Raw genomic sequence first — 25,736 nt, 5'->3', positions numbered from 1 at the left:
AAAACCGTGTTAGACCCTTTTGCAGGGCAAGCCCAGCGCTGTGCGCGGCACCAGGGCAAGTCGCGCTAGAGCCGGGAGGCCTGATCGGCTAGGGGTCTGCGCGGTCCCCCAATCGCCACCAGTCAGAAGGTCGCCCTGCCATGCACACCGATCGCCGCCGTTTCATCGCCGTCACCGGAACCGCCTTTGCCGGCCTGCTGGTGGGCGCATGCACCACCTCGGGTGCAAGGATGGCCGGAGCCGCTCTGGCGCCGGGTGAGCGGTTTGGCGCGCTGGTGCCCGATCCGGCGGGCGTGCTCGATCTGCCGCAGGGCTTTTCCTACCGCGTCGTCTCCCGTCTGGGTGACGCGATGGACGATGGCTATGCCGTGCCCGATCGGGCGGACGGCATGGGTTGCTTCGACCTCGGCAACGGCGAGATCGCGCTGGTGCGCAACCACGAGCTCAGCCCGGGGCAGGACGGCGGCGGCGTGGCTGGCCGTGCCTACGATACCGTTGCGCGCAGCCTGATCCCGCTGCCGGGCGGCACCACCACCCTCGTGCTCGACGCCGCCACGCTGGAGAAGAAGCGCGAATATCGCAGCCTTGCCGGCACGATCCGCAACTGCGCGGGCGGCATCACCCCGTGGAACAGCTGGCTGACGTGCGAGGAGAACACCGCGCGCGCGGACGGGCGCATCAATCGCGATCACGGGTATATCTTCGAAGTGCCTGCCGATGCCGGCGGGCTCGTCGACCCCCTGCCGCTGACCGCGATGGGCCGCTTCCAGCGCGAGGCCGCCTGCGTCGATCCCGCAACGGGCATCGTCTACATGACCGAGGACCGGCCGGATTCGCTGCTCTATCGCTTCCTGCCGACCTATCCGGGCCGGCTGGAGCGGGGCGGCACGCTGCAGGCGCTGGTGCTCGACGGTATCCGCGACACCCGCAACGTCGGCACCCCTGCGCTGGCGGTGGGGCAGCCGGTGCGCGGCAGCTGGATCACGCTCGACAACCCGCAAGCGCCCGATGACGACCTGCGCACGCGCGGTGCGGCGGCTGGCGCGGCGGTATTCGCCCGCGGCGAGGGCATCTGGATGGGCGAGGGCGAGCTATTCTTCACCGCCACCAGCGGCGGCGCGGCGGAGCAGGGGCAGATCTTCCGCCTCAAGCCGAATATCCACGCAGGCGACATTCTCGACCTGTTCTACGAAAGCCCGGCGCTTGCCGAATACAGCTTTGGCGACAACCTGTGCGTCACGCCCTTTGGCGACCTGATGGTGTGCGAGGACCAGTATGGCGACACCGTCGACAACTACCTGCGCGGCATTACCCCGGCGGGCGAAGCCTATGCCTTTGGCCATGTCCGGGTCCAGAGCGAGACGGCGGGCGCCTGTTTCTCGCCCGACGGGCGCACGATGTTCCTGAACGTGTACAGCCCGGCGATGACGCTGGCGATCACCGGGCCCTGGCCGCGAACGTAAGGCGCGGCCGGCCGTCAGGCGGGGAAGGGCGTCCACTCCTCGCCTTGCGGCATGGGCGCAAACACCGCGTCGACCATTTCAGGCATGACCTCTTCCGGCGTTGCCGGGTTCCATTGCGGATCGCCGGTCTTGTCGATCAGCAGCGCGCGCACACCCTCGGCGAAATCGGGGCGCAACATCATCCGGCTGGCCACGCGATATTCCATCGCCATGTTGGCGGCGAAATCCTCGCACGACGCGTTCTCGGTGAACTGCCGCAGCGCGACCTTGCCGGTCATTGGGCACTTGGCTCGCACGGCCTTCAGTTCCTTGGCCGCCCACTCGCTGTCGTCAGCCTCCAGCGCGGCGATGATGCCTTCCAGCGTGTCGTGGCCGAATAACCGGTCGATCCGCTCGACATTGCCGGCGATGCGCGCCTCCGGGGCGGGGGAGGAGAAACGCTCCAGCGTCTCCTCCACTGGATCACCTACGGCAAGGCAGGCCTTGACCTCCGCCAGGTCCTCGCTGCGGATGTAGTGCGTGGCGAGGCCGGCCCAAAGGCACTCCGCCCCGTCCAGCCGCGCGGCGGTAAGCGCCAGGAACCGGCCCGTGGCGCCCGGAAGGCGCGGCAGATACCAGCTGGCGCCGACATCCGGGAAAAGGCCGATGCTGCCTTCCGGCATGGCGAACAGCGTGTTCTCGGTCGCTACGCGATAGGGGCACGGCTGGCTGATGCCGACGCCGCCGCCCATCGTCACACCGTCCATGAAGGCGACGATGGGCTTGGGGTAGGTGAACATCAGGTGATTGAGGCGGTATTCGGCATGGAAGAATGCGCGGCCCGCGGCCCCGCCATCCTCCAGCGCGGACGTTCGCACCAGTTGCACGTCGCCCCCGGCGCAGAAACCACGGCCCTCCGCATGGTCGAGCAGGACCGCGGTGACAGCATCGTCCCCGCGCCACCCGAGCAGCGCCTCGGCCATGGCCTCGCACATGCCTTGCGTCAGCGCGTGCAATGCCTTGGGTCGATTGAGACTGATATGGCCGATGGCGCCGTGTGTATGGGTGTTGAGGTCGGTGGTCATTGCCGCAGCAGGTCCCTTCCCACGATCATCCGCATGACCTGGTTCGTGCCTTCGAGGATGGAATGGACGCGCAGGTCGCGCCAGAAGCGTTCGATCGGATAATCGCGCAGGTAGCCATAGCCGCCGAAAAGCTGCAGCGCGTCGTTCACGATCTTGCTGCCGTTATCGGTGGCGAGGCGCTTGGCCATGGCGGAAAAACGGCTCTTGTCCGGCGCGTTCTCGGTCACCTTGGCGGCGGCGAGATAAAGCAGGGCGCGCGCGGCCTCCAGATCGGTGGCCATGTCGGCCAGCATGAACTGGGTGTTCTGGAAATCGGCGATGGGGTGGCCGAACTGCTGGCGATCCTTGGTGTAGGCTACCGCCTCGTCGAGGCAGCGTTGCGCCCCGCCCAGCGAGCAGGCGCCGATGTTGATGCGTCCGCCGTCGAGCCCGGCCATGGCGAAACGGAAGCCCTCGCCCTCGGCGCCCACGCGGTTGGCGACAGGCACGCGGCAATCCTCGAAGATGACCTGCGCGGTCGGGCTGGCATTCCAGCCCAGCTTCTTCTCCGGCGCGCCGAAGCTGAGGCCCGGCGTGCCCTTTTCGACCACGACGCAACTGATGCCGCGCGCCTTTTCGTCGCCGGTGCGCACCATAACCACGTAGACATCGTTCACGCCGCCACCGGAAATGAACTGCTTGGTGCCGTTGAGCACGTAATGGTCGCCGTCGAGCCGCGCCGTCGTCTTCAGCGCAGCGGCGTCCGACCCGCTGCCGGGTTCGGTCAGGCAGTAGCTGGCCAGCGTCTTCATGGAGATGAGGTCGGGCAGGAAGCGATCCTTCAGCTCCTGCCCGCCAAAGGTGTCGATCATCCAGGCGGCCATGTTGTGGATGGAGATGAAGGCGCTGGTGGTGGGGCAGCCATAGGCCATTGCTTCCATGATGAGCGCCGCTTCCAGCCGGCCCAGCCCGATGCCGCCGCTCGCCTCGCTGACGTAGATTGCCCCGAAGCCGAGATCAGCGGTCGAGGTTATCACATCGCGGGGAAAATGGTGGTTTTCGTCCCACTCCCCGGCGTGGGGCGTGATGGTGTCGGCAGTGAACCGCTGCGCCATTTCCTGGATGGCAAGCTGGTCATCGGTAAGCTGAAACTGTCCGGTCATCGGCATGGACCTCCTGCGCGTTCCCATGTCAGGAACAGGTTGCAGGTGCAACCGGGCTGGACGCGCTGGCTATTCGCCCCAGTCCTCTTCGGCCTCCGGCTCCGGCGCCAGTCCGCTCGCGTCATCCATCGGTGACGGATCGAAACCCGCGGCGGTATCGATGAGATCTTCCGGGGTCGCATCCTCGACCTCCGGCGAACCTTCCGCCTCCGTGCTGTCGTCATCGCCAAAGCCAGCGCCTGTCGTCGGTTGGGACGATGGTGCCTGGGATGGAGAGCGGCGGGATGGTTTCAGGACGATTTGCGCCTCCCCCCCGCCTTCGGTGGTAAAAACCGCTTCGTTGCGACTGGCAAGATCATCGCCGCATCCGGCCAGCAACAATATTGCTGCCGGAAGCAGGATGGTCTTCAGGTGGTGGGCCATGGCTGTACTTTCCCGGCGCTGGGGCGATCCGTGCCCGCCTAGCCGACAAAGGTTACGAACGCCCTAGCCGCAACTGATCCGCTCGATGATCGACTGCTCGTCATAGGCGATGCTGACGCGGCCGTAGCGGTATTCCATCGTGACGATGGTGCCCGGCGGAAGCCAGCGCAGTTCCCGCGCATCTGTCGCAGCAAGCACGGCGGCGCCCACCTCCTGCGTGGCGCGTTGGCCGACGTATCGCTGCGCCGGGTCGCTGTCACAGGTATCGACACCCGCGCGGACGGGGGTGCCATCCCCGCCATCGGGCATAGTCGTGGTGCAGCCGGCAAGAGCAAGCGGCAGCAAGGCAAGGGCGGTCAGGGCAGTCTTCATCGTGTCATCCTCCTCAGGCGCACCGGGTGTATAGCCGGGGGCCTTCCACGGCATCGTCACCCAATTCTTCCAGCGTCAGCGTATCCGCGCCCGATAGCGACAGGGTCAGATCGCGTGTCCATTGCATCCCTTCGCCCTCATAGGCGAAAGTGCCGCGGAGCATGGTGTCGCCGGCAAGCGTCGCATCGCCGATTTCGGCAACAGATTCGTAGAATCGCAGCGTGGTCGCATCGACCGTCATCAGGCCCTTGTTGGCGGCTTCGTCAGGATCGCAATCGGCGGTGGTCATGCCCCAGCGGCCCTGCATTGCTGCGGGAATGGCGGTGATCGGCTGCGCCTCGCCGGACGGCATGGGCGTGCTGGTCGCGGCCGGTGCGGATGTCTCAGGCGTGGCAGCGGCCGGAGGGGCGGCATCGCCTGTCGCGCCATCGCAGGCGGCGAGGGTCAGGCCAAGCGAGGCGAACCCGGTGAGGGCAAATGTGCGCAAGGCGGGCATCGATCGATCTCCATACAGCGTCGTTTCAATACGCGCGAGGCGGCGACAAGTGCCAGCCACTGGCTTCGACCTCACTTCGGACATAATCAACGACTTGGCGGACAGGGCGACACGGTGCTAGGCTGCGCGGCTCAATGTTAAGCGAGGTTCGAATGCTCCAGACAGATGCGATCCTGCCCGAAATCGGTTTCGGTGCCGTGTGCTCGGGGCTTGATCTGACACGCCCCCTTTCGCCCGCCGAGGTGCGGCAGGTAACCGGCGCGATGGATCGCTTCGGGGTGACGATGTGGCGGGGCACCGGGATGACCGACGAGGACCACCTGGCCTTCAGCCGCAACTTCGGATACCTGGAACGCACGCCCAAGCGCGAGGAGGGGCAGCGCACGCGGCTGCCCTATCGCGAATTGTTCGATGCCTCGAATCTCGACCTGGAAGGCGAGATCACCCGCGATCCGGCGGCGATCGAATATCGCAAGGGCGATCGGCTGTGGCACACCGACAGCGCCTTCCTGACCAGGCGCACCAGCTATTCCATCCTGCTTGCCCACCAAGTGCCGCAGCACGGCGGCGAAACCTGGTTCGCCGATACCCGCGCCGCCTATGACGATCTGCCGGCCGAGACCAAGGCGCTGCTGGAAGGGAAGGTGGGCATCAACTCGCTCTGGTGGAGCCGCAAGCTGGCGGGTGCCGACATTTCCGAGGAAGAGATCGACAGCCGCTTCAAGGCAGAACACCCGCTCGTCCATGTCCATCGCGGATCGGGCCGCAAGGCGATCTTCATCGCCGCGCACACGATGGACGTAAAGGGCATGGACAAGGCCCAGGGGCGCCAGCTGATCGCCGATCTCATCGCCCACATCACCCAGCCGCAATATACCTTCAGCGTGGACTGGAGCGCGGGCGACATGGTGATCTGGGACAATCTGTGCACCATGCACCGCGGCGGCGAATACGATACCGCCGGCGAAAAGCGCGACATGCGCCGCACGACGGTGCGCGAAGGCACCGAGCCACATACGCTGGACATGGGCGACGACCCTTACACGGCGCTGTTCGCGGCGAGCCCGCAGAGCGTGGATATCAACCGGGCGCGGGACGCGGGGCGGTAGGCCTCCACCCGTCCGAGACCCGATTGTTGCGGTCATGCGTTCCCCTTGCATGACCATACACCATACCCGCGCCGGACGCGGCAAACCTCTCCTGCTCGTTCACGGCCTTGGCGGCAGCACGCATTCCTGGGACACGATCGCGCCCGCCCTGGCGCAGGAAAGGGAGCTGATCGCCATCGACCTGCCGGGCCATGGCCGCACCCCCGCCGAACGTGACAGCGGCACCTTTGCGGGACTGGCGCGCAGTCTGGATGAATGGCTTGCGGCCGAGGGGCTGTCCGGGATCGACATGGTTGGCAGTTCGATGGGTGCCCGCCTGGTGCTGGAAATGGCCCGGCGGGGCCATGCCGGCGCGGTCGTCGCGCTGGACCCCGGCGGGTTCTGGAAGGGGTGGGAGCGCACCTTTTTCCGCACCACCATTTCGGCCTCGATTGCTCTTGTTCGCACGTTGCAGCCGGCACTGCCCGCGATTGCCGGAAACGGCGCGGGCCGCACGGCGCTGATGGCGCAGCTTTCTGCCAGGCCCTGGGCGCTCGATCCGGCGATCGTCGTGCAGGAACTCCGATCGTTCGCCCGAACGCCCACGTTCAACGCGCTGGTGAAGGATCTCGCCACCGGCCCGGCGCAGCAGGGCCCCGCGGCGACGAATGCGCCTGTCGTGATCGGCTGGGGCCGCAAGGACCGGCTGTGCCTGCCCCGGCAGGCGGAACGCGCGATGGCCGCCTTCCCCGGCGCGACACTGCACTGGTTCGATTCCAGCGGCCATTTCCCGATGTGGGATCAGCCGCTGGAAACGATCCGCGTCATTCTGGATGCAACGGAATAGATCGACTGCGCTGCGATCAGAAGATCCGGCAGGCCGTGGTGGCCGGTGCCTCGAGGTAGGCTTCCATCTCGGCGTCCAGCTTCAGCAGCGTGATCGAGCAGCCGGCCATTTCGATGGCAGTGCAGTATTCGCCCACGTAATTGCGTGCCACCGTCAGGCCGCGGTCGGCGCAAAGCTGGGCCGCCTTGTTGTAGATGACATAGAGCTCTGCCGGAGGCGTGCCGCCCAGGCCATTGACCATCAGCGCCACGCGGTCGCCCGAATCGAACGGCAGGTCGGTCGCCACCGCGTCGAACAGCATGGCAGTGACCTCGTCGGCGCTCTTGATCTTGGCGCGCTCACGCCCCGGCTCGCCGTGAATGCCCACGCCCACTTCCATCTCGTCGTCGCCGATGTCGAAGATCGGGGTGCCCTTGGCGGGCGGGATGCAGCTGGTGAGGGCCACGCCCATGGTGCGCACGTTGGCGTTCACCCTTTCGGCGACGGCCTTGACCTCTTCCAGCGTCTTGCCTTCCTCGGCGGCCGCGCCGCAGCACTTCATCACGAAGAAGTTGCCGGCCACGCCGCGCCGACCCACGGTGTAGAGCGAATCCTGCACCGCCACATCGTCGTTGATGATGAACTGGTCGACCTTGATGTCGTCCATGCCCTGCGCCATCTCGACCGCGGTATCCCAGGCCATGCGATCGCCCTGGTAGTTGTTCACCAGCACCAGCACCCCGGCGGGCGTGGCCAGTGCCTTGATGGTCTCGTAACAGGCATCCACCGGCGGGGCGGCGAAGACCGGGCCCTGGCACGCGCCGTCGAGCATCCCGGGGCCGACCGCCATGACGTGGGCGGGTTCGTGCCCGCTGCCCGAGCCCTGGATCACGCTGACCTTGTTATCGCGCGGCGCATCCTTGCGCTTGATCATCTGGTATTCCAGGTTGCCTTCGAGCAGATCGGGATTGGCCGCGAGAACGCCGGCCATGAACTCGGGCACGAAATCCTCGGGCGTGTTGACGAATTTCTTCATTGTCGTTGTCCTCTCCAGTGTTCGAAAATCAGGCGATGGCCTTGGCCACCTCGGGCGCGGTCGCGGTGCGGCCCGGTCCGAAGGTGTTGGTCCAGTCGGTCAGGATGGTTGCCACGGCGACGATGCCTGGATCGGGCGTGTCGCCGCTGCGCAGCCCCACCTGGCTGGCGCGGCCGCGCCGGGCGACGAGGCTGCGGGTCGAATCGACCGCGCCGTCGGCTATGTCGGCCAGGTCCTTCAGCAGCGCGCCGGTATCGGCGGCGCCGGTGGCGGCAGCGGCCTTCAGGCGTTCGGCGACGGGGATTACGGCGTCGAGCAGGGTCTTGTCGCCCAGTTGCGCGCCGCCCCGGGCCATGATGCCATCGACCGCGTTGCCGATCATCTGCGCCAGTTCCTCCAGCGTCACCTCGGTCTTGCCCTTGGCGACCATGGCGGCCTTCATGAAGCCTGTACCCCAGATGGGGCCGGAGGAGCCGCCCACATGCTTGGATACGATCATCGACAGCTTCATCAGCAGTGCGCCGATGTCCGCCGCATCGATCGTGGGCAGGTCGCGCTTCATCACCTTGAACCCGGTGGCCAACGAGGTTCCGAAATCGCCGTCACCCGCCAGGCCGTCGAGATCGGAAAAGTAGTGTTCGTTGCGGATCACGGTATCGGCGGTCACGTCGACCGCGCGGGCGATCTGCGCTTGCGAAATGGTAGTGGTCATGGCGTGTCGATCGTCTCCCTTGTGTGACAGCCTGGCTTATGTGACAGCCCGGCGCGTTAGCGCGGCAAGGTCGGCCAGCGTGATGCCGGCATCCGGCGCATCGCCCAGTTCGGGAACCACGCGCGCGGCTTGCGCAAAATCCTCGTCCACGGTGTAGGTGCTGGTGGTGACGAGAACCGGATAGCCCGCGCCGTGGGCGGCAAGCAGGCCGTTGCGGCTGTCCTCGATCACCACGCAGTCCGCAGGATCCAGTCCCAGCGATCGCGTGGCCAGTTCGTAGATCTCGGGGTCGGGCTTCTTGCGGCTGACCACGTCACCCGCATGGACGAATTCGAATCGCGCCTTGCGCTCCGCCCCCATCAGGTCGAGCACCGCGTCGATGAATTTGGGGTTCGACGTGGTGCAGACACCCAGCCGCACGCCTGCCGCCACCGCCTCGTCCACGATGCGCAGCACGCCGGGGCGCAGCGGCAGGTCCCTGACCATGGCGGAAACGATCGCGGTCTTGGCCTTGTGCAGCGCCGCGATCAGTTCCGCCCGGCCGCCGTGTTCGTCAACCTGCGCCTCTGGCCAGCCGGCCTGGTCGAAGTAGGCGGTCATGCGTTCCTTGCCACCGGCGACCTGCAACAGGCGCCCGTATTGCTCCACATCCCATTCTGCATCGATGCCGAACTGGGCAAAGGCGCGGTTGAAGCCGACGCGGTGCGCGTCGCGCTCGGTATCCACGAGCACGCCGTCGCAATCGAAGATGATGGCTTCGGGTCTCATGCCGTTTCCCGCAGGCTGGCGAGGAAGGCAGGGGCCGTGTCCCTGCCGCCGAATTTCTCGATGAAGCCGGCAAACAGCGCCTTGCACGCCTGGTACTGCGCATCGATGACGCGCAAGGGTTCGTAATCGTCGGGGTTCTTGCGGCGGTAATCCTCCACGCTTTCGACGAAGACGTGCTTGAGATTGGTGGAGATGTTCACCTTGGCCGCGCCGCGGGCGATGGCCTTGGCGAATGTCTCGTCCGACAGGCCGGTACCGCCGTGCAGGGCCATCGGCGTGCCGGTGGCGCGGTTGATCGCCTCGATGCGGTCGAAATCGACCACCGGCTCGCCCTTGTAGAACCCGTGCGCGGTGCCGACGGCACAGGCAAATGCGCTGAGGTCGAGCGCGTCGCAGAACCGCCGCGCGTCGTCGGGATCGGTCAGCACGCTGTCCGCCTCGTCCACGACCATGTCGTCTTCCACGCCCATGATCTGCCCGAGTTCGGCCTCCATGCCGACACCGTACCGATCAGCGATGTCGCGCACGCGCAGCGACATTGCGAGGTTCTCCTCGAACGGATATTCGCTCGCGTCGATCATGATCGATGTCCAGCCCGAGCGGGCGCACTCCTCGATCATGGCCAGGTCCTTGCAGTGATCGAGGTGAAGCACCACCGGCACCGGAGACTCCTCAGCGACGGTGCGCACCCAGCTGACGATTTCGCGGTGGCTGAAATACTGGATGGTCTTGGCGCTGGTCTGGCAGATCACCGGCGCATTCAGTTCCTCGGCGGCTTTCACCATCGCCTTGGTGGTCCCGTAATCGACCAGATTGAACGCGGCCACGGCATAGCCGTTATCCATCGCGTGCCGCAGCAGCGGCTTCATGTTGACAAGTGGCATGATCGTGCTCCCAACGAGTGCCTGATGTTGAGCCGGATGATGATTGTGTCCGGCGTCTGCGAATCAGGCTCATAGCCGCTGATTCCCCGGCAAACTACCCGGATCGGCAGGGAATCCCCGCGCGAGATTGCATTTGTCCGAAAATTGCCTGTGCGCGCAACTTGCCTGTCGCAGGCTTCGATTGACGCGAGGCCGCCGCTCGGCATATTGGCGGGCCCTACCTTGCGGGTGTAGCTCAATGGCAGAGCAGAAGCTTCCCAAGCTTACGACGAGGGTTCGATTCCCTTCACCCGCTCCATTCGCCCGACTTAAGCGGAGCGAGCCGTGCCTGCCTTTCTCCTGACCTTTCTGACCGTTGCGCTGGCGATGTTCGCCGGGCGTGAGGCGGTGCGGGTGGCGCGGCTGGCGCAGGGGGGCATGGCCATCGGCCCGCTGCTGGCGGCCATAACCGGCGCCGCTGTGCTGGCCAGCGCGCTGGCGGCATGGCTCGCAGGCGGGCTCGCCGGCATCGTGAGCGGCGAATACCGCGCATGGCTGGTGGCAGCCGCGCTGGCGCTGGCGGCGGTGGAGGTGGCGATACTCGCCTCGCCCAGCGCCCCGCGCGAACCCACGGCCTCGCTCGGCGCAACGGCCATCGTGCTGCTTGCCGGCGTGGCCACCGATGCGAGCGGGCTGCTGATCCTGTCGCTGGCGCTGGCGACGGGGGAACCGTACCTGGCGGCGGCGGGCGGGGCGCTGGCGGTGGCGGGCGTGCTCGCCTTTGCCGCGATCGCGGGGGAGGACTGGGAGCGGATGCCGCGCAAGGCGCTGCGCTGGCTGGTGGTGCTGGCGCTGGTGGTAGGGGCAGGCGTGGTGGCGCTCGCCGGCCGCAGCCTGTTCTAGGGACCAGAGGCAAAGACGAAGGGTTGCGCGCGAAGCAAGGCTCGCCAAGGCCGGTGCCAGCAGCTAGCGCACGCTTGTCATGACCCAGATTGCCATCATCGAAAACGCCAGCGACGCGGACATCGCGCGCTTTGTCCACGATCACCTTGCCCGGGCTCTCGCCAGCAGCGACCTGCCGGTGGCGATCAGCGTGCCGGGCGGGTCGACGCCGTTTCCCATACTCGCCGAGCTCGCCCAGTCCTGCGACCTCGACTGGCGACGCGTCACCGTTTGGCCGGGCGACGACCGCGTGGTGCCGGACGATCATGCGGCGAGCAACGCCGGACGCATCCGCGCCCTTCTGGAGCCGGCGGGGGCGGAGGTGGTCGGCCTGAGCGTCATGGAACAGGTGCCGCACTTCGCGCTTGTCTGGCTGGGCATGGGCGCGGACGGCCACGTGGCGAGCCTGTTTCCCAACACCGATCCGCGGGCCGACGATCCGCAGGCCATCCGTCGCCTTACCCCCGATCCGCTGCCGCCCGAGGCGCCGTTCGACCGGATCAGCCTGACCATTCCCGCCTTGCTGGATAGCGACGCGCTGATGTTCGTGATCCGGGGCGAGGACAAGCGCGCGGTATTCGATGCCGCCCTGCGCGGCGATCACGACCTGCCCGTGGCCCGCCTGCTGGCCGCCGCCCGGAAAGGCGAGGGGCCGAAGGTGACATGCTTCACCTGATCCCCGCGCCCGTCCAGCGCGCGCTGATGCCTCTGGCGCATCGGGTGCGAAAGGTGTGGGTGCGGATGGCCCGGCGGGACATCTACGGCGTAGCGGTCATGGCTTTCGATGCCCGGGACCGGCTGCTGCTGGTGCGCCACAGCTATGGCACTAGGGCCTGGTCGATGCCCGCGGGCGGCATGGGACACGGCGAGGATCCTAGCCATGCCATCCGGCGCGAGATGCGCGAGGAACTGGATGTCACGCTGGACGACCTGCAACTCGTGTCGCAGCGGGTGGAGACGATCCACGGCGTTTCCCACCACGTCTGGCTCTACACGGCGCGCGTCAACGATCCCCCGCAGCCCGACATGCGCGAGGTGATCGAAGCGCGGTTCTTCACCATCGACGAACTGCCCGAGGCGCTGGAAAAGCGGGTGCGCCCGCGCCTCGCGCTGATGGCGGCGCTAGAGTAGCGAAAGCTGCGCATCGTCCCGGCGCGGTTCGTCCTCGCCGGTGCCACGATCGAGGTTGCTCAGCGTCAGCCCCATCAGGCGGATCGGCATGGGCAGCGGCAATTCGCCGGCCAGCAGCAAATGGGCGATCCGGGCGAACTCCGCCTTGTCGGCTACCGCCTGCGGCTGCGACTGGGCGCGTGTCATCAGCTGAAAATCGGTGAATTTCAGCTTCAGCGTCACCGTGCGGCCCTTTGCAGCCTTTGCGGCGATGCGCTCCCAGACGATCTCGACGATATCGTCCAGCGTGTCGCGCAGGGCCGGGCCGGAGGAAATGTCCTCCCCGAAGGTGCGTTCACCGCCGATCGACTTGCGGATGCGATTGGTGCGCACGGGGCGCAGGTCAACCCCGCGGGCCGCCCGGTAGAGATAGTCCGCAAAGCTGCCGAAATTGGCGCGCAGCCAGACGAGGTCCCGCGCCGCCAGGTCCGCCCCGGTATCTATCCCCAGCCGCGCCATCTTTTCGGCCCCCTTGGGCCCCACGCCGTGGAAACGGCGGATCGGCAGCGACTGGGCAAAGGCCGCGCCCTCGCCCGGGCGGATCACGCAGATCCCGTCGGGCTTGTTCTGGTCGCTGGCCATCTTGGCGAGGAACTTGTTGTAGCTGACCCCGGCGCTGGCGGTCAGCCCTGTCCGTTCACGAATTTCGCGGCGGATGGCCTGTGCGATCCGCGTGGCGGAGCCGATGGCGTGAATGTCCTCGGTGACGTCGAGATAGGCTTCGTCGAGGCTCAGCGGTTCGACGTGCGGGGTGTGGTGATAAAAGATTTCGCGAATCTGCTCGCTTGCCTCGCGATAGGCGTCGAAACGGCTTTTCACGAAGATCAGGTCGGGGCACAGCCGCCGCGCGGTGACAGACGGCATGGCGCTTTTCACGCCGAACCGGCGGGCCTCGTAACTCGCCGCCGCCACGACGCCGCGCCCGCTGCTGCCGCCGACCGCCACGGGCTTGCCGCGCAGGTCCGGGTTGTCGCGCTGCTCCACGCTGGCGAAGAAGGCATCCATGTCGACGTGGATGATCTTGCGCAGGCCGCCTTCGCCCTCGCGCGGGTCATCCGCCTGCTCGATGTCGTCCCGTTCGCTCATGGAAGGACAGTCCTACCAAGGCGGCGCGCTTGACTTAATCCTTTTCTCGCATGGGGTGGCTGTGTAGGCGCGAACGAATGGCTACCGCTCCCCGACCGATCGACGCGATGACGCTGGGCAAGCGTGAACTCGTGGTGATGCTGGCCCTGTTGATGAGCCTGAACGCGCTGGGCATCGACGCCATGCTGCCCGCGGTGGACGAGATCGCGCGCGACCTGGGCGCGGCCGACGGCAACGATCGGCAGATGGTAATCGCGGTCTACACCGTCATGATGGGCGTGGGCTGCCTGGTGCCGGGCAGCTTCGCCGACCGCTACGGCCGGCGTCCGATCATCCTGTTCGCGCTGGGCGCGGCCTGCGTGCTCAACCTGCTCATCGCCACGCTCACCGATTTTTCGACCATGCTCGTGGTGCGCGGGCTTACCGGCCTGATGTGCGCGGGCCTTCTCGTCGCCCCGCTGGCGATCGTTCGCGACCTGTACGAAGGCGATCACATGGCCCGGCTGATGTCGACCATCGCCGCGGTGTTCATCACCGTGCCGGTATTCGCGCCCAGCATCGGCCAGGCGATCATGCTGGTGGGTGACTGGCGGCTCATTTTCGTGGCGCTCTCGGTCGTGGCGGCGGGTGCCGCGGTGTGGGTGTGGTTCCGCCTGCCAGAGACGTTGACCCGGGAAAACCGGCAGGAGGTCATCCTGCCGGTCATCGCGCGCAACATGCTCTCGGCGCTGCTCAACCGCTCGTCCATCGGTTATACCCTGGGCACCCTTCTGGTGATGGGCGGGGTGTTCGGGTACGTCAATTCGGGCCAGCAGCTCTACCAGGACGCGTTCGGCGTGGACGACGAGACCTTTCCCATCCTGTTCGGCGCCACCGCAGCGATGATGGCCTTCACCAACATCGTCAATTCGCGCATCGTCACCCGCTTCGGCGCGCGGCGGGTCAGCCATGCGGGCGTGATCATGTTCATCGCGGTGAGCGCGGTGCAGGTCTGGTCGAGCTACGTGCATTACGGCAACATCTACTGGTTCCTCCCGCTGATGAGCGTCAACCTCGCGCTGCTGGGTTTCCTGGGCTCGAACTTCGGTTCGATCGCGATGCAGCCCTTTGCCCACATCGCCGGTTCCGCCAGCAGCGTGCAGACCTTCTTCCGCATGTTCGGCGCGGCGCTCGTAGGCATGGTGATCGGGCAGGCTTACGATGGATCGGCGATACCCTTCGCCTGGTCGCTGCTGATCTGCTCCTCGCTGGCGCTGTTGCTGGTGCTCTACAGCGAGAAGGGCAAGCTGTTCCGCCGGCTCAACCGACCGAGGCAGGGGCAGGGGCAGGGGCAGGGACAAACGCAGATACAGGACCAGGGCAGCGCGAACCCGTGAGCGACCCCTTCGACCTCATCGTGATCGGCGGCGGGGTCAACGGGGCGGGCGTGGCGCGGGACGCGGCGGGGCGGGGCGCGCGGGTGCTGCTGCTGGAAACGGGCGACCTTGCCAGCGGCACGTCGTCCAAATCCACCAAGCTCGTCCACGGCGGGCTGCGCTATCTCGAATACTACGAATTCGCGCTGGTGCGCGAGGCACTGGGCGAGCGCGACGTGTTGTGGTCCATCGCCCCGCATATCGTGCGCCCGATGCGGTTCGTGCTGCCGGTGAGCACAGGTATGCGCCCGCGCTGGATGCTGCGGGCCGGGCTGTTCCTCTACGACCACATCGGCGGGCGCGGCGCCTTTCGCAACGCCCGCTCGATCGGGCTGGACCGCCACCCGGCGGGCGCGCCGCTGGAGCCAGGGTGCACGCGCGGCTTCGAATACTCCGACGGCTGGGTGGACGACGCGCGGCTGGTGGTGCTGAACGCGCTCGATGCTGCCGAGCGGGGCGCCGACATTCGCCCGCGCACCCGCGTTACCTCGGCCAGGCGCGAACACGGCGATTGGGTGGTGCAGACCACGGCCGGCGCCTTTCGCGGCCGCGCGCTGGTGAATGCCGCTGGCCCTGCGGCGGACGAGCTGGCGGGCATCGTGGGAGAGCGGCCGAGCTACGGCCTCCGCCGTGTGCGCGGCTCGCATATCGTGGTGCCCGGACTGTTCGACCACGATTACGCCTACATCCTTCAGCAGCCAGACACGCGCATCTGCTTCGCCATTCCGTGGGAAGGCGATTTTACCCTCATCGGCACGACCGACGCCGACCACGACGGATCGCTGGACGAGGTCGAGGCCAGCACGGCGGAGGTGCGTTATCTGTGCGACGCGGCGAACCGCTATTTCGCAACTGACGTGACGCCGGGCGACGTCGTGCACACGTTCGCCGGAGTGCGCGCGCTGATCGATGACGGCACAGGCCGACCGGAAGCGGCGACGCGCGGTTACCGTATCTCGCTGAGCGAGGAAGGCGAGGGCGCACCGCTGCTGGGCATCTGGGGCGGCAAGATCACCAGCTATCGCCATGTGGCCGAGGATGCCTGCGACAAGCTGGCGCAGCGCCTGCCGGTGCTGGCAAAGGACCACTGGACCGCCCATGCGCCGCTGCCCGGCGGCGACTTCGACCGGACCGCACAGCACCACCTGATCGGCGCGCTGAAGGCGCTTTACCCCTTCCTGGACTACCGGGACGCGCTGCGGATCGGGCGAGCCTACGGCACTCGCGCGGTGGATTGGCTGGGAGAGGCTGGCTGCTGGGACGATCTCGGCCGCCAGTTCAACTGCGGGCTGAGCGAGGCGGAGGTCGAGTATCTGCGCCGGGTGGAATGGGCCGTCAGCGCCGAGGACGTGCTGTGGCGTCGGACCAAGCTGGGTCTGCACATGAGTGCGGCTGAGGTTGCGGAGCTGGAGAGCTATCTCGCCAGATAAACACCGCTCATCCTGAGCTTGTCGAAGGACTGGCTTTCTCTCCGCCCACGAAAACGACGACCCTTCGACAAGCTCGGGGTGAGCGGGTTTCAGCAGTCCGCCTTCTCCACAACATCCTGTTCAATTCTGGCCAACAGTGCCTCGACCTGCACCTGCGCGCCCTCGCTGGCCGACAGTTCCGCCACCACGCCATCGAAAGGCGCGGTCAGCGCATGCTCCATCTTCATCGCCTCGAGCACCAGCAGCCGCTGGCCAGCGGTGACGGTGTCGCCCTCGGCCACGTCGACCGCGATGACCTTGCCCGGCATGGGGGCGAGAATGTCGCCGTCGCCGGCCGCAACCCCACCTGAAGCATCGACCCGATGAAGTGTCAGCATCCAGGTAACGCCATCCTCAGATACCAAGTAGCCGTGTTCGGTCCCTTCGACGTACAAGCTCTCGTCCGCCAGCAGGTTGCGGTAACTTACTGGGAAAGAAGATTTTCCGTCCGTCAATACGAAACGAGTTGGCTCCGGCTCGCGGTTCAGTCGGAAGCCCAGGTTGGTGGAGGCACCCCGGGGTGTATCGAAGATTGCGGCGCGCAACCATTCGACTGAGCCGTCCATTATCTCATCCATGACCATGTGCCCGGCCGATTGCAGTACGCGTTCGGATGGCTCGCCCTGCGGGATGAAATCGTCCAGTTTTTCGGCAATCAGACCCGTGTCCATCGCGCCACTGGCGAAGTCGCTATCGCGCAGCAGCAGGGTCAGGAAACCGGCGTTACACTTGACCGGCCAGCATTTGACCCGGCCAGTCAGCCGTTGCAACGCGGCGATTGCGCTGTCCCGATCTTCCGAATGGACGACGAGCTTGGCGATCATCGGATCATAGAATGGTGAAATCAGATCGCCCTGCACGACTCCCGTCTCGATCCGCCCGTTACCTCGCAGATCAAGATATTCAAGCCGCCCAGTGCTTGGCAGAAACCCCTTCGCCGGATCCTCGGCATAAAGCCTTGCTTCGATCGCCCAACCGTTGATCGACAGCTCTTCCTGCTTCAAAGGCAGTGGCTCCCCGCTTGCCACCCGCAGCTGCCACTCCACCAGATCGACCCCGGTGATCTCCTCGGTCACCGGGTGTTCCACCTGCAGCCGGGTGTTCATCTCCATGAAGAAGATGCGGTCCGCCCGCAGCCCCTCGCTGGCGTCGGCGATGAATTCGATCGTGCCCGCGCCTTCGTAATCCACGGCTTTCGCGGCGCGCACGGCGGCGGCGCAGATGGCCTTGCGGGTCGCATCGTCCATGCCGGGGGCGGGGGCTTCCTCGATCACCTTCTGGTGGCGGCGCTGCAATGAGCAGTCGCGCTCGAACAAATGGACGACATTGCCGTGGGCGTCGCCGAACACCTGCACCTCGATGTGGCGGGGCGAGGTGATCCACTTTTCCAGCAGCACCTCGTCGTTCCCGAAACTGGCCTTGGACTCGCGCCGGCAGCTTTCCAGCATGGCCGCGAATTCGGCCGCGCCATCGACCTTGCGCATCCCCTTGCCGCCGCCGCCCGCGACGGCCTTTATCAGCACGGGGTAGCCGATGGCCGCCGCCTCTGCCTGCAACCGTTCGACCGACTGGTCCGCCCCCAGGTAGCCTGGCGTCACCGGCACCCCGGCGGCGATCATGCGCTGCTTCGCGGCGTCCTTCAGGCCCATCGCGCGGATCGAAACAGGCTTGGGGCCGACCCAGACCAGGCCGGCGTCGATCACATCTTGGGCGAAATCGGCGTTCTCGCTGAGGAAGCCGTAGCCCGGATGGATTGCGTCAGCGCCGGTCTGCCTGGCGGCGGCAATGATCTTCCCGCCCACCAGGTAGCTTTCGGCAGCGGGCGAGGGGCCGATGTGCACGGCCTCGTCCGCCTGCCGCACGTGCAGCGCCTTGGCATCGGCATCGGAATAGACCGCCACGGTCGCCACGCCCATCGCGCGCGCGGTGCGGATGATGCGGCAGGCGATTTCCCCGCGGTTTGCGATGAGGAGCTTGGCGATCATGACAGGTCGGGGCAGCCTTCTGCGACGTGGCTGTAGGTGATGGTGGCGATCTTCCACGCACCGTCGGCGCGGATCAGGGTGAAGACGTCGATACCGCAATGGCTGCGTGCGCCTTCGACCAGGAAATCGTAGGGCGCCCAGACCATGGCCACCGGGCCGTCGATCAGCACGGTCGCCTCGCCCAGCGGTTCGGCAATGTCCATCGGCACGTTGGCGAGGCCTTGCGCGGCGGTGGCGAGCGGCATGGACTGCACGCGGTCTTCGCCGTCAAGCTCCTGCACGAAGGCGAGATAGGCGTCTTCGGTCATCAGCGCGGTCATCGCCTCGGCATCCTTGGCGGCGAGGCCATCGGTGAAACCATCGACCACGGCCATCACGGCAGCCCTGTCAGTTCCGGACCGGTCGCCCGCCGCAGTCTGCGCATGAACGCCGGTCGGCAGGGCCAGCGCCAGCAGCGCCGCCAGAGCAATCGTTCGCATCAGCTTTCCTCTCCGCAAGGCCGAAGCCTCAGTCTTCCTTGCGGCGGACATCCTCGTCGCGCAAGGGGGTGTGCGGGATATCGGCGACGGGCTGCGCCATGCGTGCCATGACCATCAGCGTGCCGCGCGTCCACGTTGGCATCTCCTGCGGCTCCCACGATCCAGCAATCGCTTCCTTGAAAGCGGCGGTAACGTGGCCGAGCTTTTCGAGCGTGCTGGTATGGATGCGATGATCCCATGCCAGTTCCGCCTGACTGACGACCTCCTGCCCGATGGCGCCATAGATGTTGGCCGCCGCGAGCACCGCCCAGCGCTGGCGAAACTTGAGGTGCGCCGCGCCAGCGCGCGCCGCCGCCTCGTGCTGCTGGGCCATTTTGACCATGCGCTGGACGATCTTGACCAGTTGCCGGCGATACTGCGGTTTCATGTGCTGGCCCGGCGGAATGTCGTATTCCGCCAGCCATTCCTCGGGAATGTAGCAGCGCCCGGCGGCATCGTCCTCGGATACGTCGCGGGCGATGTTGTTGAGCTGGAAGGCGAGGCCGAGGTCGCAGGCGCGGTCGAGCGTTTCGCTGGCATCGGCGGGCACGCCCATCACCCGGGCCATCATCACGCCCACCGCGCCCGCGACGTGGTAGCAATAGCGCATGAGATCGCCTTCGGAGCGCGGACGCCAGCCTTGCGCGTCCAGCGCGAAACCGTCGATGACGTCGTCGGCCATCTCCCGCGTTATGCCGGTTTCGCTCGCCACCTGGCCCAGCGCATCGAAAGCGATGTCGGCGGTCGGCTGGCCCTCAAGAGCCCGGTGCGTGAGGATGCGGATCGCGGCGACCCGGTCCTGCGCGCTGGATTCGTCGAGCTTGAGCGTTCCGCCATAATCCTGGCCGTCGGCAATATCGTCGCAACGGCGGCACCAGGCGTAAAGCAGGTGGCTGCGATCGCGCGTATCCTTGTCGAACAGCCAGCTGGCGACGGCGAAGCTCTTGCTGCCCTTGGCGATGCTTTCGTGCGCACGCTTCACCAGCGCCTTGCGCTCGCGCCCCCCGCCCATCTGGCGCGGGGTGGACTTGACCACGTGGCTGGCAACGAGCGGACGCGGGCGCACGCGGGTCAGGCCCAGTTGCCGCGCCTCTCGCCTGGCTATCCGGCCTGCTCTGGGTGGAGGGTTCACAGATCCTCCACGCGCATCTGCACAATGGTGGAAACGGGCTGAAAGTCGGCCATTTTGGCGAGCAGTTCCTCGATCGTTTCGCCCACGATCATGATGCCGCGGTGCGCTTCCCTGACAAAGCCGACGTCGGCCATATGCCGGTTGAACGCCACAAGCCCGTCATAGTATCCCAGCGCATTGAGCAGGCCGACCGGTTTGGCATGGTAGCCCAGCTGCGCCCAGCTGATCGCCTCCCACAATTCGTCGAGCGTGCCGACGCCGCCGGGCAGGGTGACGAACCCGTCCGCAAGGTCGGTAAAGGCCTGCTTTCGCTGGTGCATGGTCTGCACCACGTGCAACTCGGTGCAGTCGCGATTGGCGACCTCCATGTCGACCAGTGCCTGCGGGATCACCCCGATCACCTCGCCGCCAGCCTCCAGCGCCGCCGTGGCGAGCGCGCCCATCAGCCCGGCCTTGCCGCCGCCATAGACCACGCCGATGCCGCGCTGCGCCAGCGTCCGCCCGACCTCGCGCGCAAGGTCGATATAACGCGGATCGGCGGGCGAGGCGGAACCGCAATAGACGGCGAGGCGGTTCATGCGCTCAGATCCTCGATCATCAGGCCCGCCGTCGCCTTGGCGCTCCCGACCACGCCGGGAATACCGGCGCCTGGATGCGTGCCCGCGCCGACGAGGTAGAAATTGCCGATCTTGTCGTCGCGGTTGTGGCCGCGGAACCAGGCGCTCTGAGTCAGGACAGGTTCGAGGCTGAACGCGCTGCCCACGTGGGCATTCAGATCCACGGCGAAATCGAGCGGGGAGTAGCTGAACTTGCTGACGATGCGGTCGTGGATGTCGGGGATCAGGCGGCGGCCGATCTCGTCAAGGACGCGCTTCTCCAGCAGCGGACCGACGGTGTCCCAGTCGACCGGCATCTTGCCGAGGTGCGAGACCGGCACGAGGGCGTAGAACGTGCTCTTGCCGTCCGGCGCCATGCTGGGGTCGGTGACGGTGGGATGGTGCAGGTAGATCGAGAAATCGGCGGGCAGGATGCCGTGGTCGTAGATGTCCTCCAGCAGACCCTTGTAGCGCGGGCCGAACAGGATCATGTGGTGCGGGATGCCAGGCCAGGTGCCTTCCAGCCCGAAGTGGACCACGAACAGGCTGGGCGAGAAACTCTTCTTCGCCAGGGCCTTGCCGTAGGTCTTGCCGCGGTAGGTATCCCCCAGCAGTTCCTTGTAGGAATGGACGATGTCGGCGTTGCTGGCGACCGCATCGAAATCGCCGTGCCAGCCGGCCTTGGTGGTGACGCCGGTGACGCGGTCGCCGGTCACCTCCACCTTTGCCACCTCGTCACCCAGGCGGATCGAGCCGCCCAGCCGCTCGAAATGGCGGACCATGCCGGCAATCAGGCGATTGGTGCCGCCCCTGGTCCACCATACGCCGCCGTCCTTTTCCAGCTTGTGGATGAGGGCGTAGATGCTGCTGGTCTTCATCGGGTTGCCGCCGACCAGCAGGGTGTGGAAGGACAGCGCCTCGCGCAGCTTCTCGTTCTCAATATACTTCGACACGATCGAATAGACGCTGCGCCAGGCCTGGTTCTTGGCGAGGGCCGGGGCAGCCTTGATCATCGACTTGAAGTCGAGAAAGGGCACGGTGCCGAGCTTCACGTAGCCTTCGCGCCAGACCGCTTCGGAATACTTCAGGAACTCGTAATAGCCGGCAAGGTCGCCCGGCTGCAGCTTGAGGATTTCCTTGCTCAGGCTTTCTTCGTCGTTGGAATAGTCGAAGTTGGTGCCATCGGGCCAGTTCAGCCGGTAGAACGGCATGACCGGCATCAGTTCCAGGTCCTCGTTCATGTCATGCCCGCTGATGGCCCACAGCTCGCGCAGGCAATCGGGATCGGTCACCACGGTCGGCCCGGCATCAAAGGTGAAGCCGTCCTTCTGCCAGAAATAGGCGCGCCCGCCGGGCTTGTCCCGGCCTTCCACCACGGTCGTGGCAATGCCGGCGCTCTGCAGCCTGATGGCGAGCGCGAGGCCGCCGAAACCGGCGCCGATGACGCAGGCCGTTCTGCCTTCTGGAGTAGTCATGAAATGTCCTTGCGATGGGGGGCGAGCAATCGGGGCGGGGTCGTGGCGAGCGCGGCGAGTGCGCGCATGATGGGAACGGGCGGTCTGCCGCTCAGGACGCGCAGCTTGTCCGCCAAGGTCGAACGGGCGGCGTAGAAACGCTCTATCAGCGGGGCGCCGAGACCATAGAAGCGCGCGAAGATACGGTAACGTTCCTGCGGGCGCGCGGCGCCGAACAGCATGCGCCCCAAAAGGCGGTAGAAGGCGGTCCTGCTCCAGTGGCGGCGGCTCAATGCTTCCAGCCGCGCGGCAAGCAGTTCGCCGGGCAGATCGGCCTCCCGCGCCACTGCCAGCGCGGTTTCCACGGCAAAGGGCAGGGTATAGCTGGTCAGCGGGTGGACGAAGCCGCCGCGCGCGCCCACCACCGCCACGCCGGCCACGGCCTGCGCGCGCTGGAACCCCGCAAAATCGCCACCGGTGATGACGGGAAGCACGCCGGTCTCGAAGCCGAGGATTTCGCCCTCCAGCCCGTGTGCGCGCAGGTATTGGTCGATCCGGCCCGAGAGCGCGCTGCGATCGAGCATGGGGCTGTCGGCGTAATAGGTGTCTTCCACGAAGACCTCGTGCGCGCCCAGCGGCAGGACGTAGACGAAGCGGTAGGCCCCGCCGTTGCCCGAGGGCGCGACCTGGTCGACGGTCGCGTCCATGATGACGGGGCGGTCGATGCCGTGCGGTTCGGGGGTCCGCACATGGCGGCCCATGAACACCTGCCAGCCACCTGTCAGGTGGCCCGTGGTGGCAAAGCCGCGCGCATCGATCACCGTGCGCGCGTTAATGCGTGATCCGTCGCGCAGGGTCACCCCGTCGGCAGCGAGGGCGGAAACTTCCTGTCCGGTCAGCACGGTGCCGGGTGCGAGATCGCGCTGGAGAGCAGCGGCGAAATCGCTGCTGGAAAGCGAACGGTAGGGGGTTTGCAGGGTGCGTTCCCGGCCGGGAAAGCGCACGTCGTAGCCGGCATCCCAGTGGGCCTTGCGAAAACCCTTCAGCAACGCCTCACCATCCGCAGAAAGGTCGCTCGCAAACCAGCTCCAGCGATGATTGCCACCCGCCTGCGGCCCCGCCTCGATCAATCGAACCACGAGGTCGGGCCGGTGTCGGGCCAGGGCCAGCGCGATCAGCCCGCCCGAAAGCCCGCCGCCGACGATGGCGATATCACAACCGTGTTCGCTCATTGTGCCGCTGCCTTAGCGGATTGCGGCAGACGCGCAATCGCAGGCGAAAGGCCGTGTCATTCGAACAGGGTCGCGAACACCTTTTCGATCGCGGCGGCAAGCTGCGCCTCGTGCTCGGCTGCAAGGGGTTCGTTGTCCATTTCCGTGCGCAGGGGTATCATCACATCGCGAAACCGATCGAAATCCGCGAAGACGGCCGGATTGGCCGCCGCCATGCGTTGAAAGGCCAGCAGATCCGCGCGATCGGTTTGCGCCACCACGCTGCGCTGCTGCGCGGCCATGATGGCGTCGGTTTCGTCCACGGTCAGCGGCCTGTCTGCCATCAGACGATCGGCCGATACGCCCTCCATGATGTTCGTGCGAGCGCCGCGGATGATGCGTTGTCCCTCCGGCGTGGAGAGAATCGCGACGATCTCGCCCGCCCGCTTGGTCGATAGTTCGGCTGCGAAAAGCGCGATGTAGCGCGGTCGGTACAGGTCTCGAAGGCGACCCATGTGCGCGATGAAGGTGGGCAGCATGGCCTGTCCCAAGGCCTGCTCCAGACGCGGTTCCAGACCCGCAAGCGTCGCCACGGTATCGTCGGAACGCACGATCATCCTGGCCGTGACCGCCGCTGCGCTTTGCGCCCCGACATCCCCCGGATCGCCGGCAATGGTATCGTACAGCGCGCCGTAAGCGTCCGCCTCTGCCGCTGGTGAGACCTGCTGCGCGGCGGCGGGTGCGCAAGGGGCGATGAAGGTGAGCGCGCAGAGCAGCGCGAACGCGACGGCATATTGCATGGCCCGGTCGTCGCACGCTTCGTGCCGGGTGACAATCCACGCGCATCACTTGCCTTGCGCGCTGCCCGGGCCATCATGCGAGCCCATGGAGCGCCTGCTTCCCCATCATCGCGCGTGGCTGGCCAGCATCGTTGTCGCGCTCATCGCGGTCGCGGTGCTGTTTGCCATGGGCCGTCCGCCGATCTGTACCTGCGGCACCATCGAACTGTGGCACGGGCAGGTGCAGAGCGCCGGCAACAGCCAGCACATCGCCGACTGGTACGCGCCCAGCCATTTCACTCATGGCCTCATCATGGCCGGTATCGCCTGGCTGCTGTGGCAGCGCTGGCGATTGTTCGGCGGAGCGCCCCAGCGTTGGGCGATGCCCATCGCGGTGCTGGTGGAAAGCCTGTGGGAGATATCCGAAAACACCCCCACGGTGATCGACCGCTACCGCGAAGCCACCGCCGCCTTCGGCTACAGCGGCGATTCCATCGTCAATTCGGCGGCGGATATCGGCTGGATGGTGCTGGGTTTCCTCGTCGCCGTGCGCCTGCCGTGGTGGGCCAGCGTGGCGCTTGGTCTCGGCCTGGAACTGCTGGCGCTGTGGGCCATTCGGGACAACCTGACACTCAACGTCATCATGCTTGCCTATCCCGTCGACGCCATTCGCGATTGGCAGGCGTCGGGCGGCGCATTGTGATCGCATCAGCAACGCGGAACCGGGAAGGCGTTCAGGTCGTTCAGCGGCAAAGAACAGGGAGCACACAACTTGCACATTCGCACACTGGCGGCCGCGACCGCCCTTTCGGCCATCGCTCTGGCGGCGCCGGCCTTTGCCCAGGATCAGGTGGCCGACGTTCCCATCGAACCCAGCGAAACGGTCTTTTCTGGCAACTATCTCTCGCTCGGCGTGGGGGCTGCCTACAGCCCGTCCTACACCGGGTCGGACGATTACGTTTTTAACGTGCTGCCGATCGTGCAGGGCTCGCTCGGCGGCATCGACATCAATCCGCGCGCTGGCGGCATCGCGCTCGATTTCATTCAGGATAAACCTGGCGGCCCCGGCATCGACCTCGGCGTGGCGGCGCGCATCCGCGGCAACCGCGCCGGCCAGATCAAGGACGACGTCGTCGAATTCTACGGCGAACTCGACACCGCGATCGAGGTCGGACCGAGCGCCGGCATCAGCTTTCCTGCCGTGCTCAACCCCTACGACAGCCTTTCGCTCAAGACCGACGTACTATTCGACGTATCGGGCGCCCACGACGGCATGACGGTGGCACCGTCGGTGACCTATTTCACGCCATTGAGCCAGGCGATGGCGGCCAGCCTGTCGGTCGGGACGGAATGGGCGGACGAGGACTTCCAGGACTATTACTTCCGCGTCGACAATGCCGCCTACACCGGTCCGGCCGGCCAGCAATTGCCCGCGTTCGAACCGCGCGGCGGCGGCTTCACCAGCGTGGGCGCGAACCTGCTGCTTGCCTTCGATCTAGACGGTGACCTTGCCAACGGCGGGCTCGGCCTGATCGTGATCGGCGGCTATTCGCACGTTCTGGGCGATGCGGCGGATACCCCCTTCACCAGCATCCGCGGCAGCGACGACCAGTGGCTGGGCGCGGTGGGCGTGGGCTACACGTTCTAACCGGCAACCACCGTCACGGCTCAGGAAAAAGGGGCGGCGAGTCTACACTCGCCGCCCCTTTTTCGTTTCCTCGTCGGA

27 protein-coding genes and 1 tRNA gene are annotated in these 25,736 nt (G+C 66.4%); 11 read left to right on the top strand and 17 right to left on the bottom strand.

Annotated elements, in window-relative coordinates:
* Positions 1 to 140 precede the first annotated feature (140 nt).
* Complete coding sequence (locus tag GRI62_RS10470; protein ID WP_131453301.1) at positions 141 to 1,463, top strand: alkaline phosphatase PhoX; 1,323 nt, start codon at positions 141 to 143, stop codon at positions 1,461 to 1,463.
* 14 nt (positions 1,464 to 1,477) lie between these two features.
* Here GRI62_RS10470 and GRI62_RS10465 read toward each other — a convergent pair whose 3' ends face one another.
* The 5 genes from GRI62_RS10465 to GRI62_RS10445 all read right to left on the bottom strand — a co-directional run bounded on the left by GRI62_RS10465 (position 1,478) and on the right by GRI62_RS10445 (position 4,951).
* Positions 1,478 to 2,527 (bottom strand): enoyl-CoA hydratase/isomerase family protein, encoded by a 1,050-nt coding sequence (locus GRI62_RS10465; protein ID WP_131453300.1) that lies wholly within the window; start codon positions 2,525 to 2,527, stop codon positions 1,478 to 1,480.
* Positions 2,524 to 3,669, bottom strand: coding sequence for an acyl-CoA dehydrogenase family protein (locus tag GRI62_RS10460; RefSeq protein ID WP_131453299.1), 1,146 nt, complete (start codon positions 3,667 to 3,669; stop codon positions 2,524 to 2,526). The genes GRI62_RS10465 and GRI62_RS10460 overlap by 4 nt, the downstream gene beginning before the upstream one ends.
* A 69-nt stretch (positions 3,670 to 3,738) precedes the next feature.
* Positions 3,739 to 4,092 carry a hypothetical protein gene (locus GRI62_RS10455; RefSeq protein WP_131453298.1) on the bottom strand — a complete coding sequence of 118 codons (354 nt, stop codon included), beginning with the start codon at positions 4,090 to 4,092 and terminating at the stop codon, positions 3,739 to 3,741.
* 63 nt (positions 4,093 to 4,155) lie between these two features.
* On the bottom strand, positions 4,156 to 4,464 hold the full coding sequence (locus GRI62_RS10450) for an I78 family peptidase inhibitor (RefSeq protein ID WP_131453297.1): 309 nt from the start codon (positions 4,462 to 4,464) through the stop codon (positions 4,156 to 4,158).
* 13 nt (positions 4,465 to 4,477) lie between these two features.
* A complete protein-coding gene (locus GRI62_RS10445) occupies positions 4,478 to 4,951 on the bottom strand; it encodes a hypothetical protein (protein WP_131453296.1) in 474 nt (157 codons plus the stop codon).
* Between the two features lie 161 nt (positions 4,952 to 5,112).
* On the opposite strand from GRI62_RS10445, the gene GRI62_RS10440 reads away from it, so the two are divergent.
* Positions 5,113 to 6,069 (top strand): TauD/TfdA dioxygenase family protein, encoded by a 957-nt coding sequence (locus tag GRI62_RS10440; protein WP_131453295.1) that lies wholly within the window; start codon positions 5,113 to 5,115, stop codon positions 6,067 to 6,069.
* A 49-nt stretch (positions 6,070 to 6,118) separates the two neighbouring features.
* Positions 6,119 to 6,895, top strand: coding sequence for an alpha/beta fold hydrolase (locus tag GRI62_RS10435; protein WP_131453294.1), 777 nt, complete (start codon positions 6,119 to 6,121; stop codon positions 6,893 to 6,895).
* Between the two features lie 16 nt (positions 6,896 to 6,911).
* Here the strand turns inward: GRI62_RS10435 and dhaK are convergent, their stop codons facing one another.
* Genes dhaK through GRI62_RS10415 form a run of 4 tightly spaced genes read right to left on the bottom strand, consistent with a single transcriptional unit; the run spans position 6,912 to position 10,274 of the window.
* Positions 6,912 to 7,910: a dihydroxyacetone kinase subunit DhaK gene (gene dhaK, locus GRI62_RS10430; protein WP_131453293.1), complete on the bottom strand. Its 999-nt coding sequence runs from the start codon at positions 7,908 to 7,910 to the stop codon at positions 6,912 to 6,914.
* A 28-nt stretch (positions 7,911 to 7,938) separates the two neighbouring features.
* The gene (gene dhaL, locus GRI62_RS10425; protein ID WP_131453292.1) at positions 7,939 to 8,622 is read right to left on the bottom strand and encodes a dihydroxyacetone kinase subunit DhaL; all 684 of its coding nucleotides are present in this window, start codon (positions 8,620 to 8,622) and stop codon (positions 7,939 to 7,941) included.
* Positions 8,623 to 8,658: 36 nt separating this feature from the next.
* A complete protein-coding gene (locus GRI62_RS10420) occupies positions 8,659 to 9,390 on the bottom strand; it encodes an HAD-IA family hydrolase (protein ID WP_131453291.1) in 732 nt (243 codons plus the stop codon).
* The gene (locus tag GRI62_RS10415) at positions 9,387 to 10,274 is read right to left on the bottom strand and encodes a class II fructose-bisphosphate aldolase (RefSeq protein ID WP_131453290.1); all 888 of its coding nucleotides are present in this window, start codon (positions 10,272 to 10,274) and stop codon (positions 9,387 to 9,389) included. The genes GRI62_RS10420 and GRI62_RS10415 overlap by 4 nt, the downstream gene beginning before the upstream one ends.
* Positions 10,275 to 10,498: 224 nt before the next feature.
* Here GRI62_RS10415 and GRI62_RS10410 point away from each other — a divergent pair.
* From GRI62_RS10410 to GRI62_RS10395, 4 genes are all read left to right on the top strand, one after another.
* Positions 10,499 to 10,572 (top strand) — tRNA-Gly (locus GRI62_RS10410).
* Between the two features lie 26 nt (positions 10,573 to 10,598).
* The gene (locus GRI62_RS10405; RefSeq protein WP_131453289.1) at positions 10,599 to 11,156 is read left to right on the top strand and encodes a hypothetical protein; all 558 of its coding nucleotides are present in this window, start codon (positions 10,599 to 10,601) and stop codon (positions 11,154 to 11,156) included.
* Between the two features lie 79 nt (positions 11,157 to 11,235).
* Complete coding sequence (locus GRI62_RS10400) at positions 11,236 to 11,871, top strand: 6-phosphogluconolactonase (protein WP_131453288.1); 636 nt, start codon at positions 11,236 to 11,238, stop codon at positions 11,869 to 11,871.
* Positions 11,859 to 12,326 (top strand): NUDIX hydrolase, encoded by a 468-nt coding sequence (locus GRI62_RS10395; protein WP_131453287.1) that lies wholly within the window; start codon positions 11,859 to 11,861, stop codon positions 12,324 to 12,326. The genes GRI62_RS10400 and GRI62_RS10395 overlap by 13 nt, the downstream gene beginning before the upstream one ends.
* On the opposite strand, the gene dinB is transcribed toward GRI62_RS10395, so the two are convergent.
* Positions 12,318 to 13,451, bottom strand: a complete 1,134-nt coding sequence (dinB, locus tag GRI62_RS10390) for a DNA polymerase IV (RefSeq protein WP_131453286.1) — start codon at positions 13,449 to 13,451, stop codon at positions 12,318 to 12,320. The two genes, GRI62_RS10395 and dinB, sit on opposite strands and share 9 nt — an antisense overlap.
* Positions 13,452 to 13,528: 77 nt before the next feature.
* Between dinB and GRI62_RS10385 the strand changes: the two genes are divergently transcribed.
* Both GRI62_RS10385 and GRI62_RS10380 read left to right on the top strand, forming a co-directional pair.
* The gene (locus tag GRI62_RS10385) at positions 13,529 to 14,827 is read left to right on the top strand and encodes a multidrug effflux MFS transporter (RefSeq protein ID WP_131453285.1); all 1,299 of its coding nucleotides are present in this window, start codon (positions 13,529 to 13,531) and stop codon (positions 14,825 to 14,827) included.
* Positions 14,824 to 16,296: a glycerol-3-phosphate dehydrogenase gene (locus GRI62_RS10380; protein ID WP_131453284.1), complete on the top strand. Its 1,473-nt coding sequence runs from the start codon at positions 14,824 to 14,826 to the stop codon at positions 16,294 to 16,296. The genes GRI62_RS10385 and GRI62_RS10380 overlap by 4 nt, the downstream gene beginning before the upstream one ends.
* Positions 16,297 to 16,385: 89 nt before the next feature.
* Here GRI62_RS10380 and GRI62_RS10375 read toward each other — a convergent pair whose 3' ends face one another.
* The 7 genes from GRI62_RS10375 to GRI62_RS10345 form a co-directional block, all read right to left on the bottom strand.
* Positions 16,386 to 18,320 carry an acetyl/propionyl/methylcrotonyl-CoA carboxylase subunit alpha gene (locus GRI62_RS10375; protein WP_131453283.1) on the bottom strand — a complete coding sequence of 645 codons (1,935 nt, stop codon included), beginning with the start codon at positions 18,318 to 18,320 and terminating at the stop codon, positions 16,386 to 16,388.
* On the bottom strand, positions 18,317 to 18,799 hold the full coding sequence (locus GRI62_RS10370; protein WP_160731863.1) for a nuclear transport factor 2 family protein: 483 nt from the start codon (positions 18,797 to 18,799) through the stop codon (positions 18,317 to 18,319). The genes GRI62_RS10375 and GRI62_RS10370 overlap by 4 nt, the downstream gene beginning before the upstream one ends.
* Positions 18,800 to 18,827: 28 nt before the next feature.
* Positions 18,828 to 19,850 (bottom strand): phytoene/squalene synthase family protein, encoded by a 1,023-nt coding sequence (locus GRI62_RS10365; protein ID WP_131453869.1) that lies wholly within the window; start codon positions 19,848 to 19,850, stop codon positions 18,828 to 18,830.
* A 116-nt stretch (positions 19,851 to 19,966) separates the two neighbouring features.
* Positions 19,967 to 20,548, bottom strand: a complete 582-nt coding sequence (locus GRI62_RS10360; RefSeq protein WP_131453281.1) for an LOG family protein — start codon at positions 20,546 to 20,548, stop codon at positions 19,967 to 19,969.
* Positions 20,545 to 22,041 (bottom strand): phytoene desaturase, encoded by a 1,497-nt coding sequence (locus tag GRI62_RS10355; RefSeq protein WP_131453280.1) that lies wholly within the window; start codon positions 22,039 to 22,041, stop codon positions 20,545 to 20,547. The genes GRI62_RS10360 and GRI62_RS10355 overlap by 4 nt, the downstream gene beginning before the upstream one ends.
* Positions 22,038 to 23,252 carry a lycopene beta-cyclase CrtY gene (gene crtY / locus GRI62_RS10350; protein ID WP_131453279.1) on the bottom strand — a complete coding sequence of 405 codons (1,215 nt, stop codon included), beginning with the start codon at positions 23,250 to 23,252 and terminating at the stop codon, positions 22,038 to 22,040. The genes GRI62_RS10355 and crtY overlap by 4 nt, the downstream gene beginning before the upstream one ends.
* Before the next feature lie 56 nt (positions 23,253 to 23,308).
* Positions 23,309 to 24,031, bottom strand: coding sequence for a hypothetical protein (locus GRI62_RS10345; protein WP_131453278.1), 723 nt, complete (start codon positions 24,029 to 24,031; stop codon positions 23,309 to 23,311).
* 85 nt (positions 24,032 to 24,116) lie between these two features.
* On the opposite strand from GRI62_RS10345, the gene GRI62_RS10340 reads away from it, so the two are divergent.
* Positions 24,117 to 24,713 (top strand): DUF2585 family protein, encoded by a 597-nt coding sequence (locus tag GRI62_RS10340; protein ID WP_131453277.1) that lies wholly within the window; start codon positions 24,117 to 24,119, stop codon positions 24,711 to 24,713.
* Between the two features lie 69 nt (positions 24,714 to 24,782).
* Positions 24,783 to 25,658: a MipA/OmpV family protein gene (locus GRI62_RS10335; protein ID WP_234027426.1), complete on the top strand. Its 876-nt coding sequence runs from the start codon at positions 24,783 to 24,785 to the stop codon at positions 25,656 to 25,658.
* The last annotated feature ends 78 nt before the right edge of the window (positions 25,659 to 25,736 follow it).

The organism is Aurantiacibacter arachoides (assembly GCF_009827335.1).
GTDB lineage: Bacteria > Pseudomonadota > Alphaproteobacteria > Sphingomonadales > Sphingomonadaceae > Alteraurantiacibacter > Alteraurantiacibacter arachoides.
This window is presented reverse-complemented; position numbering and strand designations above follow the sequence as displayed.

Excerpts from the sequence above, each read along its gene's own strand:
- GRI62_RS10470 (WP_131453301.1), top strand. The coding sequence starts at position 141 with ATGCACACCGATCGCCGCCGTTTCATCGCCGTCACCGGAACCGCCTTT.
- GRI62_RS10465 (WP_131453300.1), bottom strand. The coding sequence starts at position 2,527 with ATGACCACCGACCTCAACACCCATACACACGGCGCCATCGGCCATATC.
- GRI62_RS10460 (WP_131453299.1), bottom strand. The coding sequence starts at position 3,669 with ATGACCGGACAGTTTCAGCTTACCGATGACCAGCTTGCCATCCAGGAA.
- GRI62_RS10455 (WP_131453298.1), bottom strand. The coding sequence starts at position 4,092 with ATGGCCCACCACCTGAAGACCATCCTGCTTCCGGCAGCAATATTGTTG.
- GRI62_RS10450 (WP_131453297.1), bottom strand. The coding sequence starts at position 4,464 with ATGAAGACTGCCCTGACCGCCCTTGCCTTGCTGCCGCTTGCTCTTGCC.
- GRI62_RS10440 (WP_131453295.1), top strand. The coding sequence starts at position 5,113 with ATGCTCCAGACAGATGCGATCCTGCCCGAAATCGGTTTCGGTGCCGTG.
- GRI62_RS10435 (WP_131453294.1), top strand. The coding sequence starts at position 6,119 with ATGACCATACACCATACCCGCGCCGGACGCGGCAAACCTCTCCTGCTC.
- dhaK (WP_131453293.1), bottom strand. The coding sequence starts at position 7,910 with ATGAAGAAATTCGTCAACACGCCCGAGGATTTCGTGCCCGAGTTCATG.
- dhaL (WP_131453292.1), bottom strand. The coding sequence starts at position 8,622 with ATGACCACTACCATTTCGCAAGCGCAGATCGCCCGCGCGGTCGACGTG.
- GRI62_RS10420 (WP_131453291.1), bottom strand. The coding sequence starts at position 9,390 with ATGAGACCCGAAGCCATCATCTTCGATTGCGACGGCGTGCTCGTGGAT.
- GRI62_RS10415 (WP_131453290.1), bottom strand. The coding sequence starts at position 10,274 with ATGCCACTTGTCAACATGAAGCCGCTGCTGCGGCACGCGATGGATAAC.
- GRI62_RS10400 (WP_131453288.1), top strand. The coding sequence starts at position 11,236 with ATGACCCAGATTGCCATCATCGAAAACGCCAGCGACGCGGACATCGCG.
- GRI62_RS10395 (WP_131453287.1), top strand. The coding sequence starts at position 11,859 with ATGCTTCACCTGATCCCCGCGCCCGTCCAGCGCGCGCTGATGCCTCTG.
- dinB (WP_131453286.1), bottom strand. The coding sequence starts at position 13,451 with ATGAGCGAACGGGACGACATCGAGCAGGCGGATGACCCGCGCGAGGGC.
- GRI62_RS10385 (WP_131453285.1), top strand. The coding sequence starts at position 13,529 with ATGGCTACCGCTCCCCGACCGATCGACGCGATGACGCTGGGCAAGCGT.
- GRI62_RS10375 (WP_131453283.1), bottom strand. The coding sequence starts at position 18,320 with ATGATCGCCAAGCTCCTCATCGCAAACCGCGGGGAAATCGCCTGCCGC.
- GRI62_RS10370 (WP_160731863.1), bottom strand. The coding sequence starts at position 18,799 with ATGCGAACGATTGCTCTGGCGGCGCTGCTGGCGCTGGCCCTGCCGACC.
- GRI62_RS10365 (WP_131453869.1), bottom strand. The coding sequence starts at position 19,850 with ATGGGCGGGGGGCGCGAGCGCAAGGCGCTGGTGAAGCGTGCGCACGAA.
- GRI62_RS10360 (WP_131453281.1), bottom strand. The coding sequence starts at position 20,548 with ATGAACCGCCTCGCCGTCTATTGCGGTTCCGCCTCGCCCGCCGATCCG.
- GRI62_RS10355 (WP_131453280.1), bottom strand. The coding sequence starts at position 22,041 with ATGACTACTCCAGAAGGCAGAACGGCCTGCGTCATCGGCGCCGGTTTC.
- crtY (WP_131453279.1), bottom strand. The coding sequence starts at position 23,252 with ATGAGCGAACACGGTTGTGATATCGCCATCGTCGGCGGCGGGCTTTCG.
- GRI62_RS10345 (WP_131453278.1), bottom strand. The coding sequence starts at position 24,031 with ATGCAATATGCCGTCGCGTTCGCGCTGCTCTGCGCGCTCACCTTCATC.
- GRI62_RS10340 (WP_131453277.1), top strand. The coding sequence starts at position 24,117 with ATGGAGCGCCTGCTTCCCCATCATCGCGCGTGGCTGGCCAGCATCGTT.